Consider the following 14784-nt stretch of genomic DNA (forward strand, 5'->3'; position numbering starts at 1 on the left):
CGTAGAACCACCGCCGTGCCGACCCTGTCGCCGAAAAACGGCCACAGCCCCTCCCCGGAGCGGCTCGCCCCCGTCTCTCGCCACCCCCGCGACTCGACGACCGACTCGACGACCGCCCGGACCGGAACAACCACCCGAGCACCCCGGTGAAACCGGCGTGAACACCTGATGACAGCTCACGAACCCGACTAGCAAGCCGGACCCCCGATTGTCCACTTCATCACGTCATCAGGGCCCTGCACTAGGTGTTCCAGGACACTTTTTGGCGGGTTCCTACAAGACCCGGCCCCCGGCATGCGCCACCGACGACATTCTCGTACCGGCCGGTAAGAGGCAGGCTGTAAGGCAGGTACAGGAGACTGTCCCGCGCGAGATCCGGCGGGACGTCACCCTGTTGTGCTGCGTACTTGGGAGGCTCAGTCGGTGTTCAGTCGTGTCGCCATCGTCAACCGCGGAGAAGCCGCGATGCGGCTCATCCATGCCGTCCGCGAGCTGTCGGCGGAGACCGGACAGCGGATCGAGACCGTCGCTCTCTACACGGACGCGGACCGGTCGGCGACGTTCGTGCGGGAAGCCGACATCAGCCACAACCTGGGGCCCGCGTCGGCGCGCCCGTATCTGGACTTCGCCGTGCTGGAGCGGGCGCTGACCGAGACCGGGGCCGACGCGGCCTGGGTCGGTTGGGGCTTCGTGGCCGAGGATCCGGCCTTCGCCGAGCTGTGTGAGCGGCTGGGCGTCACCTTCATCGGCCCGAGCGCGGACGCGATGCGCAAGCTCGGGGACAAGATCGGCGCGAAGCTGATCGCCGAAGAGGTCGGCGTGCCCGTGGCGCCGTGGAGCCGCGGCGCCGTCGCGGACCTCGACGCGGCCATCAGCGCGGCCGAGGAGATCGGCTACCCGCTGATGCTCAAGGCCACCGCCGGCGGTGGCGGCCGCGGTATCCGGGTCATCACGTCCGCCGACGAGCTCAAGGACGCCTACGAGCGCACCAGCCTGGAGGCCGAGCGGGCCTTCGGCAGCGGCGTCGTGTTCCTGGAGCGCCTGGTCACCGGCGCCCGGCACGTCGAGGTCCAGGTCATCGCCGACGGTCAGGGCACCGCGTGGGCGCTCGGCGTCCGCGACTGTTCGGTGCAGCGCCGCAACCAGAAGATCATCGAGGAGTCCGCCTCCCCGGTGCTGAGCCCCGAGCAGGCCGACGAGCTCAAGCGGTCCGCCGAGCGGCTCGCGCTCGCGGTCGACTACCGCGGCGCCGGCACCGTTGAATTCCTCTACCACCCCGGCGACAAGCTGTTCGCCTTCCTCGAGGTCAACACCCGCCTGCAGGTCGAGCATCCGATCACCGAGCTGACCACCGGCATGGACCTGGTCAAGGCGCAGCTGCACGTCTCGTCCGGCGGCAAGCTCGAAGGCGCCCAGCCCGCTGAGTTCGGCCACGCCGTCGAGGCGCGGCTCAACGCCGAGGACCCGGACCGCGACTTCGCCCCGTCGCCCGGTCGTATCGCGCGCCTGGACCTGCCCGCCGGACCCGGCATCCGCGTCGACACCGGCGTCAGTGAAGGCGACACGATCCCGGCCGACTTCGACTCGATGATCGCGAAGATCATCGCCTACGGCCGCGACCGTGACGAGGCGCTCGGCCGTCTTCGCCGCGCGATGGCGCAGACCACGGTCATCATCGAGGGCGGCGCGACCAACAAGAGCTTCGTGCTCGACCTGCTCGACCGGCCCGAGGTGATCGACGGCAGCGCGGACACCGGCTGGATCGACCGCGTCCGCGCCGAGGGCGACCTGGTCACCCACCGCCATTCGGCGATCGCGCTCGCGGCCGCCGCGATCGAGGCCTACGAGGACGAGGAAGCCGTTGAGCGCCAACGGCTTCTGTCCACCGCGCACGGTGGCCGCCCGCAGGTGCAGCACGAGAGCGGACGTCCGCTCGACCTCAAGCTGCGCGGCGCCGCGTACCGCGTGAGCGTGGCGAGGATCGGCCACCGCCGGTTCCGCGTCGGCGTCTCCGGGGGCGGCGACATCCACCCCGCCGACGTCGAGGTCGACCGGTTCGACGAGCACACCGGCCAGATCACCGTCAACGGCACCCGGTTCCGCCTGGTCACCGGCACGCACGGGCCGATCCACCTGGTCGAGGTCGACGGTGTCACCCACCGCGTCAGCCGCGACGAGGGCGGCGTCGTCCGTTCCCCTGCGCCCGCGCTCGTCGTCGCGACACCGCTCCAGGTCGGCGCGGAGGTCGAGGCAGGCGCACCCGTGCTGGTGCTGGAAAGCATGAAGATGGAGACGGTGCTCCGCGCGCCGTTCCGCGCGAAGCTGCGTGAGTGCGTCGTCTCGGTCGGCAGCCAGGTCGAGACCGGCGCTCCTCTACTGCGGCTCGAACCGGTGGCGGACGAAGGCGACGAGGCCGCCGAAGACACCGGCAGTGTCGAGATCGAGCTGCCCGTGGAGCCGGACGGCGCGTCGGCGGCGCAGCGGATCACGCGAGGCCAGCAGGATCTGCGCAGTCTCCTGCTCGGTTTCGACGTCGACCCGCACGACGAGCGCCGCACGCTCAGCGCGTACCTGGCCGCCCGTGCCGAGCTGGAGGACAACGGCGACCGCCCGCTGGAGGGCGAGGTCGAACTGCTGACCGTGTTCGCCGACCTCTCCGAGCTGATGCGCAACAAGCCGGCGCGCGAAGAGGCCAAGACGGACACCCGTGTGCACAGCGCACGCGAGTTCTTCCACACCTACCTGCAGAGCCTCGACGTCGAACGCGCCGGGCTCTCGGAGTCGTTCCAGAACAAGCTCAAGAAGGTGCTCGCGCACTACGGCATCACCGACCTGGAGCGGACGCCGGAACTGGAGGAGGCGGTCTTCCGCATCTTCCTCGCCCAGCAGCGGACCGCTTCGGACGTCGCGATCGTCACCGCGCTGCTGCGGCAGTGGCTCACCGAGGCGCAGCCGTTCGAGTCGATGCGCGAACCGGCAGGCAAGGCGCTGGAGGCACTCATCGCCGCCACCCAGCTCCGGTTCCCGGTGGTCGGCGACCTGGCGCGCAGCGTGGTGTTCCGCTGGTTCGCCCAGCCGCTGCTCCGCCGCACCCGCGCCGAGGTGTACAGCGAGGTCCGCAAGCACCTGCGTCACCTCGACCTGCACCCGGACTCGCCGGACCGCGCCGAGCGGATCGCGAGCATGCTGGCCAGCGCGCAGCCGCTGGTGCGCCTGCTCGGGCAGCGGATCGGGCGCCCCGGCACCGATCACACGCCACTGCTCGAAGTGCTGAGCCGCCGCTACTACGGCAACCGCGCGCTCACCGGCGTCCAGCAGGTCACCGTCGGTGGCTGCACTTTCGTCACCGGTGACTACGCGGACGAGAACGAGCGGTTCCACATGGCCACCACCGCCGTCGACCGTGCCGGGCTGCCCGGCGCGATCAAGGCGGTCGCCGATCTCGCCGCCCAGCTGCCCGCCGACACCGACGTCGAGGCGGACATCTATCTGACGTGGGACGACGAATCGGCCGATGACGACACGATGGCGGCTGGCCTGCGCGAGGTCCTCACGGCCGAGTCGCTGCCGAGCCGGATCCGGCGCGTCACCACCACGGTCGCCGGGCACGGCGGAGCGGTGACGCACCACCACTTCACCTTCCGCCCGTCCTCGACCGGTTTCAGCGAGGAACGGCTGATCCGCGGCCTCCACCCGCTGATCGCCCTGCGGATGCAGTTGCAGCGGCTGGCGAACTTCGACCTCACGCGGCTGCCGTCCGGCGACGAGGACGTCTACCTGTTCAAGTGCGTCTCGCCGATGAACCCGTCGGATCAGCGGCTGGTCGCGCTCGCCCAGGTCCGTGACCTGACCCCGTTGCGGGACAACGACGGCAAGCTGCTGGCCCTGCCCGCGGTCGAGGGCACGCTGGCGGGCTGCCTCGACGCGATCCGCGAGGTGCAGGCGAAGCTTCCGCCGAAGAAGCGCTTCGACACCAACCGGATCATGCTGTACGTGTGGCCGACCAGTGAGCTCACCGGCGAGGAGCTGAACACGGTCGCGCAGCGTGTGCAGCCGTCGACGGCGGGCGCGGGCCTCGAAGAGGTCCAGTTCCTCGGCAGGCAGCGCGACCGCGTGACCGGCGACGTCACCGAGGTCGCCGTGCGGATCGGCTACGACGTCAGCGGCGGCGTGCAGATGTCGCTGTCCGAGCCCACCACCGAGCCGGTCCTCCCGCTCGACGACTACCGCCAGAACGTGCTGCGCGCCCGCCGCCGCGACACGGTGTACCCGTACGAGCTGACCGAGATGCTCGGCTCGTTCACCGAGTACGACATGGACGACAGCAACACCCTCGTCCCGGTCGACCGCAAGAAGGGCCGCAACAAGGCGGCGATCGTCGCCGGTGTGGTCACCACGCCGACCGAGCGGTACCCGGAGGGCGTCAAGCGCGTGGTGCTGCTGGGCGACCCGACGAAGGCGCTCGGCGCGCTGTCGGAGCCGGAGTGCTCGCGGGTGATCGCGGCACTGGATCTGGCCGAACGGCTGCGGGTCCCGCTGGAGTGGTACGCACTCTCGGCGGGCGCCAGGATCTCGATGGAGTCCGGCACCGAGAACATGGACTGGGTCGCGGCCGCGCTCAAGCGGATCGTGCACTTCACCCAGGACGGCGGCGAGATCAACATCGTCGTCGCCGGGATCAACGTCGGTGCCCAGCCGTACTGGAACGCCGAAGCGACGATGCTCATGCACACCAAGGGAATCCTGGTGATGACACCGGATTCCGCGATGGTGCTGACCGGTAAGCAGTCGCTCGACTTCTCCGGTGGCGTCTCGGCCGAGGACAACTTCGGCATCGGCGGCTACGACCGCGTCATGGGCCCGAACGGCCAGGCGCAGTACTGGGCGCCGAACCTCGCCGCGGCCCGCGATGTGCTGATGTCGCACTACGACCACACCTACGTGGCGCCGGAGGAGACCGGCCCGCGCAAGGCGGTCACGAACGACCCGGTCGAACGGGACATCTCGTCGTTCCCGCACGCGGCCGTCGACAGCGACTTCACCACGGTCGGCCAGATCTTCTCGCGGGAGGCCAACCCGGACCGCAAGAAGCCGTTCGACATCCGCACCGTGATGCGCGCGCTGTCCGATCAGGACCACCCGGTGCTGGAGCGCTGGCCGGGGATGGCCGACGCGGAGACCGCGGCCGTGCAGGACGTGCACCTCGGCGGGCGGCCGGTGTGCCTGCTCGGTATCGAGTCGCGTTCGGTGCCGCGCCGCGGCTTCCCGCCCACCGACGGCCCGGACACCTACACCGCGGGCACCCTGTTCCCGCGGTCGTCGAAGAAGGCGGCGCGGGCGATCAACGCGGCCAGCGGCAACCGGCCGCTGGTGGTGCTGGCGAACCTGTCCGGCTTCGACGGTTCGCCGGAGTCGATGCGGAAACTCCAGCTGGAGTACGGCGCGGAGATCGGCCGGGCGATCGTGAACTTCGAAGGCCCGATCGTGTTCACCGTGATCTCGCGGTACCACGGCGGCGCGTTCGTGGTCTTCTCGAAGGCGCTGAACCCGAACATGACCGTGCTGGCGCTGGAAGGCTCGTTCGCCTCCGTGCTCGGTGGCGCACCCGCCGCGGCGGTCGTGTTCTCCGGTGAGGTCAACGCGCGGACCGCGGCGGATCAGCGGGTGCGGTCGCTCAACGAGAAGCTGAGCGGGGCGACCGGCGCCGAACGCGCCGCGCTGGCCGCGGAACTGGCGGAAGTCCAGTCTTCGGTGCGGGCCGAGAAGCTCGGCGCGGTCGCTTCGGAGTTCGACGGCGTGCACAGCATCGAACGCGCGGTGAAGGTCGGTTCGGTGGACGCGATCATCAGCGCGGCCGAGATGCGGCCGCGCATCATCGAGGCGATCGAACGGGGCCTCGCGAAGCAGTAGCCTGCAGAAGGTCCGTGAAGGCCTCCTTCCCTACCCTCAGGGTGGTGAAGGAGGCCTTCACTACTTCGGCGGGTCAGTCGCCCGGCTCGGACGGCGGGTCCCCGAAGTCCTCCGGCACGATCTTGTCCAAAGCCGCCCGGAACTCCTCGACCTCCCGCTCCTGCGCGACCGGATCCGGCGGCGCCGACGGCAGTTCCGCGTCGGGCCCGGCCCCCACGATCTCGACCCGCACCGAAGCGACCTCCAGTACCGAGTCCGCCACCTCGATCACGACCCCGGCGCGCAAGCCGATCGCGACCGCGTCACTCGGCCTGGCCGAGATCCGGATGCCGGAATCGAGCACCAGGTCGGCGAAGAAGATCCCGTCCCGCAGCGCGGTGACCTCGACCCCGGTGACCCGGTGCCCGAACGACTCGACCACCTTGCCGATCAGTTCGATCGTGCCGGGCCGGGGCAGCCGGATCTTCTCCTGCGCGAGCGCCACCGCGCTCGCCTCCGGGCCGCCGATCGTGATCGCCAGCCAGCGGCGTTCGCCCTCCCGCTCCCGCAGCAGCATCACCGGTGCCGCTTCCGGAGCCAGTACTGCCATCCCTTCGACGTCCATCGTGATCATGTGCGGTACCTCATTCCTTCGGTCGGCCCGAATGCCCTTCGGCGCGCAGCCGGGGAACCATGTGCGGATAGTGGAGTTCGAACGCCGGACGTTCGGATCTGACCCTCGGCAGGTCGTGGAAGTTGTGCCGGGGAGGCGGACAGGTGGTGGCCCATTCCAGGGAGTTCCCGTGTCCCCACGGGTCGTCGACTTCGACGACTTCCCCGAACCGGTAGCTGCGGACGACGTTCCAGAGGAACGGCAGCACCGACACGCCCAGCAGGAACGCGCCGATCGTGGAAATCGTGTTGAGCGTGGTGAATCCGTCCGAAGTGAGATAGTCGGCGTAGCGGCGCGGCATGCCTTCGTTGCCGAGCCAGTGCTGGACGAGGAACGTCGTGTGGAAGCCGATGAACGTGGTCCAGAAATGCCATTTCGCGAGCCGCTCGTCGAGCATCCGGCCGGTCATCTTGGGGAACCAGAAGTAGATCCCGGCGAAGGTGGCGAACACGATGGTGCCGAACAGCACGTAATGGAAGTGCGCGACCACGAAATAGCTGTCGTGCACGTGGAAGTCCAGCGGCGGCGAGGCGAGGATGATCCCGGTCAGCCCGCCGAGCAGGAACGTCACCATGAACCCGACCGACCACAGCATCGGCGACTCGAAGGTCAGTTGCCCTTTCCACATCGTGCCGATCCAGTTGAAGAACTTGATCCCGGTCGGCACCGCGATGAGGAAGGTCATGATCGAGAAGAACGGCAGCAGTACCGCGCCGGTGGCGAACATGTGGTGCGCCCACACCGCGATCGACAGCGCGGTGATCGAGATCGTCGCGAACACCATGGTCTTGTAGCCGAACAACGGCTTCCGGCTGAACACCGGGACGATCTCGGTCACGATGCCGAAATACGGCAGCGCGACGATGTAGACCTCGGGATGGCCGAAGAACCAGAACAGGTGCTGCCACAGGATCACCCCGCCGTTGGCCGGGTCGTAAACGTGCGCGCCGAGCCGTCTGTCGGCTTCCAGCGCGAACAGCGCGGCGGTGAGGATCGGGAACGCGATCAAGATCAGGATCGTGGTGAAAAGGATGTTCCAGGTGAACAGTGGCAGCCGGAACATGGTCATCCCCGGCCCGCGCAGGCAGAGGATCGTCGTGATCATGTTGACCGCGCCGAGGATCGTGCCCAGCCCGGACACGATCAGGCCCATGATCCACAGATCGGCGCCGACGCCCGGCGCGTGCGCGGCTTCCGAGAGCGGCGTGTAGGCCGTCCAGCCGAAGTCGGGTGCGCCGCCCGGCGTGACGAACGACGTCAGCGTCATCGTGCCGCCGAAAAGGTACAGCCAGTAGGAAAACGCGTTCAGGCGCGGGAACGCGACGTCGGGTGATCCGATCTGCAGCGGGAGGATGTAGTTGGCGAAGGCGAACAGATTCGGTGTCGCGTACAGCAGCAGCATGATCGTGCCGTGCATGGTGAACAGCTGGTTGTACTGCTCCTGCGAGAGGAACTGCAGTCCCGGCCTGCCGAGTTCGGCGCGCATGAGCAGCGCCATGAACCCGCCGGCGAGGAAGAACGCGAACGAGGTGCCGAGGTAGAGCAGGCCGATCGTCTTGTGGTCGGTGGTGCGGACGACGCTGAGGAACACGGAGCCTTTGGGGGCGCGAGGCCGCCCGCCGAAGCGGATGGCCTCCCGTCGGGGCGATGTCTTCACTGTGGTCACGGCGACTCCCAGCACGAGGACACACCTTCTGAAAGCTGGTACCCCTCCAGGAGAGTCCCTACACGCGGGCTTTTCAAGGGCTAGGAGAGTAGAGCCTCCAGGTGATCCGCCGCCGTCGCGGCCCCGCCCGCCTCCCGGAACGAGGCGCCCACCTTTTCGGCGGCCGAGCGGTACGCCGGATCGTCCAGCACCCTGGTCACGGCGGCCGCGATCCGGTCGGGTTTCACACGGCCGAACCGCAGCCGGACCCCGGCGCCCGCGTGGACGACCTGCCCGGCGACGATCGGCTGGTCGTCCCGGATCGGCGCGACCACGAGCGGCACACCGTGCCACAGGCTTTCGCAGACGGTGTTGTGCCCGCCGTGGCAGACGACGGCGTCCACCCGCGCCAGCAACGCCATCTGGGGCACGCGCGGCACCACGAGCACCGTGTCCCCCACGCACCCCACGGCACCGCCGGGATCGGCGATGACGGTCCGGATCCCGGCGACCCGTGAAAGCCCTCGTGCGGCCGCGCCGAGGAAGTCGACGGCGGCGTCGGCGTTCGCGGTCCCGAGGGTGACGAACACCGTCGGCACCGCGGGGTCGAGCCGGTCCCACGGGAAATCATCGGCGGGCACGCGCCCGCCGATCGACGGACCGACCAGCCGGACCCGCTTCGGCAGCGTGGCCGGGCCGAGCAGTTCCTTCGTGGTGAACGCGAGCACGCCGTGCGGGGACATCCTGGGGTCGGCGGGGCCGCCGTCGATCCGCTTGCGCAAACCGTCGAGGAGGTCGTCGAGCCACGCCGCCACCTTCGGCATCCCGGCCAGGGGGTCGACGAGTTCGGCGGACGTCGTCGCGGAGGTGACCCACGGCAGGCCGAGCCCGTCGGCGACCAGCCCGCCCGCGATGGCCTGCTGGTCGGCGACCACCACCTGCGGGCGGAACCGGGCGATCGCCGCGCGGATCCCCGGCGCCATCGCCTCGGCCAGCGGGATCAGGAACTGCTCCCACAGGAACCGGAACGCCGCCGGTCCCTTGAGGCTCGCGTCGCGCTCGGGCAGTCCTCGCGGGACGGCGCACGGGAACACGTCGGCGCCGTCGCCGGCGAGCCGCCGGATGACCTGCGGCTGCCCCGCCCAGGCGATCTGGTGCCCGCGCGCGGTCAGCGCGGCGGCGACCCCCACCGCCGGGTTCACGTGCCCGGTCAGCGGCGGCGTGACGAAGAGGAATCTGCCCACTTACGCCGCCACCTCGCACGAGTGTTCGCGGACCCAGTCCAGGATCAGCTCCGACGTCTCGTCGGTGCGTTCGACGAGCACCGAATGCCCCTGATCCGGCAGCACGACCGTGCGGCAGGTGCCGAGGTTCGCCTCCAGGTCAGGGACCTGCGCCGAAAGCCCGGACAGGTCGCCGAACAACGCGAGCACCGGGCAGCGCACCGCCGCGAGGTCGTCGCCGATGGTGCGGCTCAGCGGGATGTCCTCGGCCAGCGTGGTGGCCGCCAGGATCTTGTACGCCGCTTTCGACAGCCGGGCGGTGTGCGCCCCGTGGTTCTCGGCGATCCAGCCGATCACCTCGTCGTGCGCGAGCCGGTTCTTCGCGTCGGCCAGCCCTTCGGCCATATGCCCGATCCAGGCCCGCACCGGCGGCTCCGCCTCGATGGCGATCACGCTGGCGACCCGCTCGGGACGCGAAGCCGCGAGACCGAAAGCCACGGAACCACCGAACGAGTTCCCGACCACGTGCACCGGCCGGTCGATCCCCAACGCGGCGAGCAGGCCGTCGAGGTCGGCGACGAAGTCTTCGAGCCGGTAACCGGTCGCGGGCCGCGTGGTGCGCCCGTGCCCGCGAAGGTCGTACATGACGACGTCGATGCCTTGCGCGGCGAAGGCGTGCCCGAGGGTGAAGTAGTAGCTCGCCAGGCTGTCGGTGAGGAGGCCGTGTACGAACACCACGACCGGCCCGGCCCCGTCCTCGGGCCCGAGGCGCTGGACATGGACGTCGAGGTCGCCCACCTTGACCTTCGCCATCTCAGGCCTTCCTTGCCAGGGACCCGACGACGTGGTCGACCAGTTCGCCGACGGTCAGCGCGATGATCTCGTCCAGTTCGCGTTCCGCGATGAACTCGGCGAAGTTGACCTTGTCGCCGTAGTGGTCGCGCAACCGGCCGGACAGCGTCACGAGGTCGATGCTCTCCAGTTCGAGGTCGTCGTGGAACTTCGTGTCCAGGCCGATCTCGGCGTCGTCCAGTCCGTATTCCTCGAGCAGTTCCCGCAGCATCTCGGCGATGTCGGCCAGTACCGCCGCGGCCGATACGGTTTCAGTGGTCATCTTCGTTCTCCGTCCAAGCCACGACGTACTTCTTGGCCGGGGTGGCGATCGTGGTGTGCCACACCGGATACCGGGCACCGCCCGCCTCGACGGTGAGCCGCCCGCCGTCCGCGCCGACGACGGTGAACGCGCGCGGGTCACCACGCAGGCCGGTGCGGAGCCGTTTCGCGACGGCTTCCTTGGCGGCCCAGAACCTGGTGAACCACAAGGCTTCCGGCTCGCCGAGCAGTGCTCTTTCCCCTTCGCCGAGAGCGGCGGTGACCGTGCTCTCCTGGCGGTCTTCGACGGCCTCGACGTCGATCCCGCACGGCCCCCGGCGGGCGATGGCGACGCCGAGCGCGTCCCGGTGGGCGATCGAGACGGTGAGCTCCGGCAGCACCCGCCCGTAGGCGCCCGAAAGGGTCGGCGCTCCCGAGGAGTCGTTCCCGATCCGCAGCTCGGCGGGGAAGATGTCGCCTTCGCCGCCTGTCCACAAGAGACGGCGGACGGCGTCCTTGGCCGCGATCCGGCCGAGCAGCCAGGTCCGTCTCCGGCGTGGCGGCTGGTCGGCGTACGCCTGTCTTTCCGCACCCGCCAGCACGTTGCGCATGATCAGGTCGCGGGTCGCCAGATCCGGCCACTGCTCACGGACCAGGGCCCAGCGGCCCGGCCGCTCTTCCGACAGCGTGGCGCGTTCGGGCCGCCGGTCCATCGCGCGGATCACCGGATTGCTGTCGAACCGGCGATCGCGCCAGCCCTCGACCTGCGCCCAGACCCGGCCGCGAAGGATCAGCTGGATGTCCGCTTCGAGTTCGGCGTCGGTGACCGAGACGACGCGGACGACACAGTCGAGCCGCTCCCCCGGCAACGGGTGCTCGCCGTAGAACCGGATCCGCCGCATCCCGACCGGGAACACCGTGGTGCGCCCGGTCAGCCGGGACATGATCCAGTACCCGAGCAGCTGACCGGCGTTGTCCAGCAGCGCCCCTGGGGCCTCGGGTGTCCGCAGTACCCCGCGCACGTGCCGCTCCCCCACCGCGACCAGCTCCTCGACCCCCTGGAACTTCGGCCCGTGGAACATCCAGCGCTCGGTGTAGAGCTGCTCGGCGAGCAGGTCCGGCGTTCGTTCGTCCCCGGCGGCGAACGTCCACGGCGCGGGCGGATCGGCGGGGAATCCGCCGCCCAGTTCGATGACGGCCCGTGAGTACTCGCCCAGCGACGCGCAGACACGGGAAGGGCCTTGGGGCACCACGGCCACCGGCACGTCCAGCGCGGGGGTAGCGGCGATCCACTGGTTCAGCCGGACGTCCTCGAGTGCGATCGCGCGGCTGCCCGGCGCCGCCTGTTCGGCGAACTCCATCAGATGCCCGATCACCGTCGTGGCGGGGACGACCGGCCACGCGTCGACGGGGTCCGCGCCCGCCGGCTGTTTGAAGAAGCAGTGGTCGAGCAGGTACGGCATCGTCTCGACAGAAACGCGGAGTTCGGTGTTCAGCGGCCGGAGACGGGGCGCGGACCTGGCGGTGAACAGTTCGGCCGCCAGCCCGGCGGTGTCGGCCAGCAGCCCGGAGAACTCGGCCGCCAGCGGATTCCGCTCCGCGATCCTGTCCAAAGTGGACGCCTTGGCGGCGACGGGGCGGAAGGCGCGCCGGACCCGCTCGTCGAGCGACACCAGCGCGCCGCCGAGATCGAGGCGGACAGCCCGGCCGCGCTTCCCGCCGCCTTGACCCGGCAGGAGTTCGAACGCCGGATCGGCGCCGTCGGCCCACAAGGCCGTGGCGACCCGCAGCAGTTGCGGGAGACCCGGCCGGTGCGCGGAATGCGCGGCGACGACGAGGTGTTCGCGGTCGTGCAGGGTGTTCCCGATCAGCGAGCCGAGCTGGCCGGCGCCCGTCTGCACGAACGCGCGGAACCCGGCCGTGTACATGTTCTCGACCAGACCGCGGAACCGCACCGGCTCCAGCAGATGCCGGACGAACAGGTCGCGCACTTCGATGGCCGCCGACGGGTAGTGCCGTCCCGTCGTGGCCGACCAGACCGGGAGTTTCGCCGGATGCAGGGTGTAGCGCTCGGCGGCCTCGCGGATCGGGCCGAGATACGGCGCGAGCATCGGCGTGTGGAACCCGGACCGGAACGGGAGCACCTGGGAGATCACGCCGTCACCGCGGAACGCGAGCACGAAGTCGTCGACGGCTTCCGCGGGACCGCAGATCATCGACTGGTTGGGCGCGTTGTCGTGGGAAAGGACCACTTCGGACTGTCCTTCGAGGGCTTCGGTCACCACGCGGGCGTCCGCCCCGATCACCGCGAAGGCCAGCCCCGGCACCGTGAGCGCGTCGGGATCGAAGCCCGCCAGGAACGCGTCGACCTCGTCGCCGGCGTGGATCCCGGCGACGGCCATGGCGGTCCACTCCCCGAGGCTGTGCCCGGCGAGCGCGTCCGGGGCCACGCGCAGCCCGCGCAACGCCGTGTCGAGAAGCCTGCCCAGCTGGAACACACCCTTGCCGTGCCTGCCGACGTCGCCGACGGTGACCTCCGGGGAATCCCAGCGAAGGCCGAAGTGCCGGGCGACGTCGTCGACCTGGGCCTCGAATTCGTTCTCCAGTCCGGGAAAGACGAACGCGAGTTTGCCGCCGCCCGCGCCGAGCAGCGGTTCCGGCACGAACCAGAGGTCGTTGCGGCCGCGCCAGGGCCTGCCCTTCGCGACCACCTTCCTGGCCAGGTTGAGCCGTTTCGGCGTCGGGTCGACGAGGCCGAGCCGGATCCGGCCGCGTCCGGTGTCGCCGGTACTCAGGAGGTCGTCGCGCTCGAGCAGGCAGCCCATCTCGGCGACGGTCGGCGCGGAGAGCCGCAGGACGCGTTCGGGTTCGGAGACTTCGACGCCACCGCGCGTCGCGGCCTGCTCCAGCACGACGTGGGCGTTGATCCCGCCGAAACCGAAGGCGTTGACCCCGGCCCGCCGCACCGGCCGCCGGTCGTCGGTCTCCCAGACCTTCGCGGCGCCGAGTGTCTCGAACCGGGTCGCGGCCAGCGCCGGATGCGGTTCGTCGCAGTGCAGGGTCGGCGGGAGAACCCCGTGGTACACGGCCAAAGCGGCCTTGACCAGACCGGCGACGCCCGCCGCCGGCATGGTGTGCCCGATCATCGACTTGACCGAACCGAGCACCGCCGTCGGCTCCTCCGACTGCCCGAAGACCGCCGCGATGGTCGCCAGTTCGGCGGCGTCGCCCGCCGGGGTCGCGGTGCCGTGCGCTTCGAGCAGCCCGATCGCGGAGGGATCGATCCCCGCGGCGGTCCAGGCCTGCCGCACCGCGCGGACCTGCCCGGCGGTGTCCGGATTGGACAGTCCGGCGGTGCGCCCGTCGCTGGCCACGCCGGTCCCGGTGACGACGGCGTAGACCCGGTCGCCGTCGCGTTCGGCGTCCGCGAGCCGTTTCAGCACGACGACGCCGGTGCCCTCGCCGATCAGCACCCCGTCCGCGTCCTGGTGGAACGGCCGGATCCGCTGACTGCGCGACAACGCGCCGAGCTGCGAGAACACGCTCCAGAAGGTGACGTCGTGGCAATGGTGCACACCGCCTGCCAGCACCACGTCGCATCGGCCGGTCGCCAGTTCGCGCACGGCGTGGTCGACGGCGACGAGCGAGGACGCGCAGGCGGCGTCCACCGTGTACGCCGGACCGCGCAGGTCGAGCCGGTTCGCCAGCCGGGAGGCGGCGAGGTTGGGCACGAGCCCGATCGCGGCGTCGGGAGCCTCGGGACCGAGGCGATCGGTGAAGGCCTGGCGGAGTTCCTCCAGCCGCTCACCACCGAGTTCGGGCATCAGTTCGCCGAGAGTGCGGACGACCTGGGCGGCCGTCCGGACCCGCTGGTCGAGCCGCACCAGGCCGGGCGTGAGGTAGCCGCCGCGGCCGAGGATGACGCCGGTCCGCTGCCGGTCGGCGGGCAGCCGGTGCTCGCCGCCCGCATCGGCGATGGCCTGCGCCGCGACCCGCAGCGCGATCAGCTGATCGGGTTCGGTACCGGGGATCGACGACGGCATCACGCCGAAGCCGGTGACGTCCACTTCGGCCAGTTCACCGACGAAACCGCCACGACGGCAGTAGATCCGGTCCGCTCGCGGTGCCGCGTCGGGCTGGTAGAAGCCAGGGTCCCAGCGGTCGGCGGGGACCTCGGTGATCGCGTCGACCCCGTCGACGATGTTGCGCCAGTAGGTGTCGAGATCAGGGGCGCCGGGGAACAGCACCGACATCCCGACGAT

Annotated in this window: 7 protein-coding genes; 1 reads left to right on the plus strand and 6 read right to left on the minus strand. The window is 70.3% G+C overall.

Going from position 1 to position 14784, the window contains the following annotated elements:
• Window positions 1-423 precede the first annotated feature (423 nt).
• Window positions 424-5910, plus strand: a complete 5487-nt coding sequence (locus tag AMYAL_RS0140300) for an ATP-binding protein (protein WP_020636986.1) — start codon at window positions 424-426, stop codon at window positions 5908-5910.
• A 73-nt stretch (window positions 5911-5983) separates the two neighbouring features.
• On the opposite strand, the gene AMYAL_RS0140305 is transcribed toward AMYAL_RS0140300, so the two are convergent.
• The 6 genes from AMYAL_RS0140305 to AMYAL_RS0140330 all read right to left on the minus strand — a co-directional run bounded on the left by AMYAL_RS0140305 (window position 5984) and on the right by AMYAL_RS0140330 (window position 14775).
• A complete protein-coding gene (locus AMYAL_RS0140305; protein ID WP_020636987.1) occupies window positions 5984-6523 on the minus strand; it encodes a bifunctional nuclease family protein in 540 nt (179 codons plus the stop codon).
• 10 nt (window positions 6524-6533) lie between these two features.
• Window positions 6534-8192, minus strand: coding sequence for an aa3-type cytochrome oxidase subunit I (gene ctaD, locus AMYAL_RS0140310; RefSeq protein WP_209447352.1), 1659 nt, complete (start codon window positions 8190-8192; stop codon window positions 6534-6536).
• A 116-nt stretch (window positions 8193-8308) separates the two neighbouring features.
• On the minus strand, window positions 8309-9451 hold the full coding sequence (locus AMYAL_RS0140315; protein WP_020636989.1) for a glycosyltransferase: 1143 nt from the start codon (window positions 9449-9451) through the stop codon (window positions 8309-8311).
• Complete coding sequence (locus tag AMYAL_RS0140320) at window positions 9452-10243, minus strand: alpha/beta fold hydrolase (protein ID WP_020636990.1); 792 nt, start codon at window positions 10241-10243, stop codon at window positions 9452-9454.
• 1 nt (window position 10244) lies between these two features.
• The gene (locus tag AMYAL_RS0140325; RefSeq protein WP_020636991.1) at window positions 10245-10544 is read right to left on the minus strand and encodes an acyl carrier protein; all 300 of its coding nucleotides are present in this window, start codon (window positions 10542-10544) and stop codon (window positions 10245-10247) included.
• Window positions 10534-14775, minus strand: a complete 4242-nt coding sequence (locus tag AMYAL_RS0140330) for a type I polyketide synthase (protein ID WP_039796091.1) — start codon at window positions 14773-14775, stop codon at window positions 10534-10536. Before AMYAL_RS0140330 ends, AMYAL_RS0140325 begins: the two co-directional genes overlap by 11 nt.
• Window positions 14776-14784 lie beyond the last annotated feature (9 nt).

Origin of the sequence: Amycolatopsis alba DSM 44262 (assembly GCF_000384215.1) — a bacterium.
Classification (GTDB): Bacteria; Actinomycetota; Actinomycetes; order Mycobacteriales; family Pseudonocardiaceae; genus Amycolatopsis; species Amycolatopsis alba.